The 4,367-nt window shown below is 61.1% G+C and carries 3 protein-coding genes and 1 pseudogene; all 4 read left to right on the top strand.

Annotation, left to right across the window (positions count from 1 at the left end; genetic code table 11):
* Window positions 1-428, top strand: a 428-nt coding sequence (locus tag RIFP1SYM_RS15940) for a substrate-binding domain-containing protein (RefSeq protein ID WP_039960828.1), incomplete at its 5' end; no start/stop codon positions are given.
* Window positions 429-478: 50 nt separating this feature from the next.
* Window positions 479-1,866, top strand: a pseudogene (pstC, locus tag RIFP1SYM_RS15935) (phosphate ABC transporter permease subunit PstC).
* Complete coding sequence (gene pstA / locus RIFP1SYM_RS15930; protein ID WP_006475313.1) at window positions 1,859-3,157, top strand: phosphate ABC transporter permease PstA; 1,299 nt, start codon at window positions 1,859-1,861, stop codon at window positions 3,155-3,157. The pseudogene pstC and the gene pstA overlap by 8 nt, the downstream one beginning before the upstream one ends.
* 26 nt (window positions 3,158-3,183) lie before the next feature.
* Window positions 3,184-4,068 (top strand): phosphate ABC transporter ATP-binding protein PstB, encoded by an 885-nt coding sequence (pstB, locus tag RIFP1SYM_RS15925; protein ID WP_005966772.1) that lies wholly within the window; start codon window positions 3,184-3,186, stop codon window positions 4,066-4,068.
* The last annotated feature ends 299 nt before the right edge of the window (window positions 4,069-4,367 follow it).

The raw sequence follows: 4,367 nt of genomic DNA, 5'->3' as shown, positions 1-4,367 counted from the left end.
AGAAGGTGTTCAAGGCAGTGGCCCACGCGATTCGTGAGGACGGCGCCTACATCGAGGCCGGTGAGAACGACAACCTGATCGTGCAGAAGCTAGAGGCCAACCCCAACGCTCTGGGGGTATTCGGCTTCAGCTTCCTCGACCAAAACAGCGACAAGGTGCAGGGTTCCAAGATCGAGGGTGTGGTGCCTGAATTCGAGTCCATCGCCGACGGCTCCTACCCGGTATCCCGTCCGCTCTTCTTCTATGTAAAGAAGGCTCACATCGGCAAGATCCCCGGCATCAGCGAATACCTTTCTGAGTTCACCTCTGAAAAGGCCTGGGGTGACGAGGGCTATCTGGCCGACAAAGGCATGATTCCCATGCCAAAGGCGGAGCGCGATGCCTTCGCCAGCGACGTCAGATCGTTAAAGAACCTGCAGCTCAAATGAGCGAGTGGGATTGAGGTGCCGGGAATTTCCCCGGCCACCCTTGATAGATTATGCACTACACAACCCTGATCCTGCTGCTAGCGATCCTGACCAGCCTGGCCTATCAGTTGGGACGCCGACGTTCTCACACCCTGGTGGGAGGCCCTACCAGGGTCCGGCAGCTGCACTCTTTGCCCAGCTACTACGGCTTCTACACGGCCATCTGGTGCGGACTCCCGGCGCTGCTGGTGCTGGGGCTCTGGCTAATTTTCGAGCCCAACATCATTACCAGCCTAGTGGTGGCGGAGCTGCCCGAGGCGACCCGCAACCTGCCTGAGGCGGAGCTGGGTCTGGTGATCAACGACATCAAGAACCTGGCGGCGGGCAATATCGTCTCCACTGAGATCGGTCCCGCGATACAGGCAGCCGCGGATCACCTGCAAAGTCTCGAGCGCACCTCGGCGGCCGCCTTGACCGTGCTGATCCTAGTCCTGGCGATGCTGGGCACGAGCTACGCCTGGCGCTTCATCTCGCCGGAACTACGCGCCCGCAACCGGGTGGAGGGCGTGCTCAAGGCCCTGCTCATCACCAGTTCCACCATCGCCATCTTCACCACCATCGGCATCGTGCTGTCGGTGCTGTTCGAGGCGCTGCGCTTCTTTCGGCAGATTCCACTCAGCGAGTTCCTGTTCGGCCTGACGTGGAGTCCGCAGATGGCGATCCGCGCCGATCAGGTGGGCTCCTCGGGCGCCTTCGGCTCCATCCCCCTATTTGCCGGCACCCTGCTGATTTCCTTCATCGCCATGCTGGTAGCGGTGCCCATCGGACTGATGTCGGCCATCTACCTCTCCGAATACGCGGGGCGCAGGCTGCGGCTGTCGCCAAGCCGGTGCTGGAGATCCTGGCCGGGATTCCCACCGTGGTCTACGGCTTCTTCGCAGCACTCACAGTGGCGCCCTTCATTCGCAACAGCGGCGGGCTGCTGGGACTCGACGTCTCCTCCGAAAGCGCTCTGGCCGCCGGACTGGTGATGGGCATCATGATCATTCCCTTCGTCTCATCGCTCTCCGACGACGTGATCAACGCCGTCCCCCAGGCGCTGCGCGACGCCTCCTACGGTCTCGGCGCGACCCGTTCCGAGACCATCCGGCAGGTGATCATCCCCGCGGCGCTGCCGGGCATCGTTGGCGGCATCCTGCTGGCGGTCTCCCGGGCCATCGGCGAGACCATGATCGTGGTGATGGCGGCGGGCCTGTCGGCCAATCTCACCGCCAATCCACTGCAGAGTGTGACTACGGTGACGGTGCAGATCGTGACCCTGCTGGTGGGTGACCAGGAGTTCGACAGCCCCAAGACCCTGGCCGCCTTTGCCTTGGGACTGCTGTTGTTCGTGGTCACCCTGGTGTTGAACCTGGTGGCTCTGCATGTGGTGCGAAAATATCGGGAGCAGTATGAATAATCCGATCGGTTCGGGGGCCACGGCCACCGAAAAAGTTAAAGCCTCCCTGGCCGCCCGTTACCGGCGTGAACGGCGCTTCAAAGCCATCGGGATCGGGGCCGTCTGTGTGGGGCTGCTGTTCGTCAGCTTTTTATTCGTCAGTATTGTCAGCAAAGGCTATACCGCCTTTTGGCAGACTCAGATCCGGCTGGATATCCATTTCGATGCCGCCGTGATCGACCCCAGCGGGAACAGAGACCTAACCGAACTGGGGCATGCGGACTACGCCAGCCTGATCAAGCAGAGTCTGCGTAAACGCTTCCCGGAGGTAAAAAACCGGCGCGAGAAGCGAACCCTATACAAGTTGGTAAGTAGTGGTGCGGCGTTCGATCTGCGCGCCAGGGTGCTCGCCGATCCAGACCTGATCGGCACCCGCCAAACCCTGTGGCTGCTGGCGGACGACGATCTGGACATGCTGGTCAAGGGGCAGATCGACCGTTCGCTGCCGGAAAACGAGCGCCGACTGAAAGACCAGGTAATCGGCTGGATCGATGCCCTCAGCGCCCAGGGAGCGGTCGAACTGAAGTTCAACAGCACCTTCTTCACCAATGGCGACTCGCGGGAACCCGAGCAAGCCGGCATCGGCGGCGCGCTGATGGGCTCGCTCTACACCCTGCTCATCACCCTGCTGCTCGCCTTCCCAATCGGCGTGGCGACGTCGGTCTATCTGGAGGAATTCGCCCCCCGCAACTGCTGGACCGACCTCATCGAGGTCAACATCAACAACCTCGCGGCGGTGCCCTCCATCGTGTTCGGCCTGCTGGGGCTGGCGGTGTTCATCAATTTCTTCGGCCTGCCCCGCTCGGCGCCCCTAGTGGGCGGCTTGGTGCTGACCCTGATGACCCTGCCCACCATCATCATCGCCAGCCGTGCGGCACTCAAATCGGTACCGCCCTCGATCCGCGAAGCGGCCCTGGGAGTGGGGGCATCGAAGATGCAGATGGTGTTCCACCACGTGCTACCGATGGCTCTGCCGGGGATGCTTACCGGCACCATCATTGGCATGGCCCAAGCCCTGGGTGAATCGGCGCCGCTGCTGATGATCGGTATGGTGGCCTTCATCGTCGATATTCCCGGCGGACCGCTGGATCCCTCTACGGTGTTGCCGGTGCAGATTTTTCTTTGGGCCGACAGTCCTGAACGTGCCTTCATGGAACGCACCTCGGCGGCGATCATGGTGCTGTTGGGTTTTCTTATCCTGATGAATGCGCTGGCAGTTCTGCTGCGTAAGAGATTCGAACGCCGCTGGTAAGCAGCGGCTATAGGAGTGGAACAATGATGAATGCGATTGCAAAAGAGGTCATGCGAGACGCCCCGAACAAGGGTCTACTGGCATCCGTAAGCGTGGCGCGCTTCAAAGGCGATGCCGATGATTTCAGCGGCACGGTCGGTGAGGTCGAGGTGGCAGACCCACGCATGCGTTGCCGTAACCTCGATGTTTTCTACAACGATAAGCATGCCATCATGGATGTGAGCCTGGATATCGGCAAAAACGAAGTGGTAGCTATGATCGGCCCTTCGGGCTGTGGCAAGTCCACCTTTCTGCGCTGCCTGAACCGGATGAACGACACCATCGATATCTGTCGGGTGAGCGGTCAGATCCAGCTCGACGGTCAGGAGATCTACGACCGCCGGCTCGACGTGGTGCCGCTGCGCGCCCGGGTGGGCATGGTGTTTCAGAAGCCCAATCCATTTCCCAAATCGATCTATGACAATATCGCCTACGGCCCGCGAATTCACGGCCTGGCGGCCAACCGCCAGGAGCTGGACGAGGTGGTGGAGACCTCCTTACGCAAGGCCGGCCTCTGGAACGAAGTGAAGGACCGGCTCGACCAGCCGGGCACCAGCCTGTCAGGCGGCCAGCAACAGCGTCTCTGTATCGCACGCACGATTGCCGTGTCACCCGACGTGATCCTGATGGACGAGCCCTGTTCAGCACTCGACCCCATCGCCACGGCGAAGATCGAGGAGCTGATCGACGAGCTGCGTAAGAACTACACCATCGCCATCGTCACCCACTCGATGCAGCAGGCCGCGCGGGTCTCCCAGCGCACCGCCTATTTCCACCTGGGGCGTCTGATCGAGGTGGGTCCCACCGACGACATCTTCACCCGCCCCCGCCACAAGCTGACGGAAGACTACATCAGTGGTCGTTTTGGTTGAGCAAGAGGGGAGCGACGGCTCAATATTTAGGTTTATAGGTCGGGCTGCGCCCGACAGCATCCTTGATTTCAAGGTATGGCACACGGCGGCCACAGGCCGCCCTATGGGCGCAAGATACGAGCTCACGACTTGATCAGAGGCGCTCTAATACTTCAGCTTCTTGAACACCTCATAGCCATACGCCGGCTTCCAGCCCCAAGAGTAGTTCTGTAGATCGAGCAGTGCCGCCTGCTCTGCGCCCGGGTAGGAGTAGGGGCTGAAACCACAGCCGTAGCTGGTGCGCGGCTTGCCGCGGAAGG

The sequence above is a fragment of the endosymbiont of Riftia pachyptila (vent Ph05) genome, assembly GCF_000224455.1.
GTDB lineage: Bacteria > Pseudomonadota > Gammaproteobacteria > Chromatiales > Chromatiaceae > Endoriftia > Endoriftia persephonae.
Note: the sequence above shows the minus strand (reverse complement) of the source record. Positions and strands in the feature narration are given on the sequence as shown.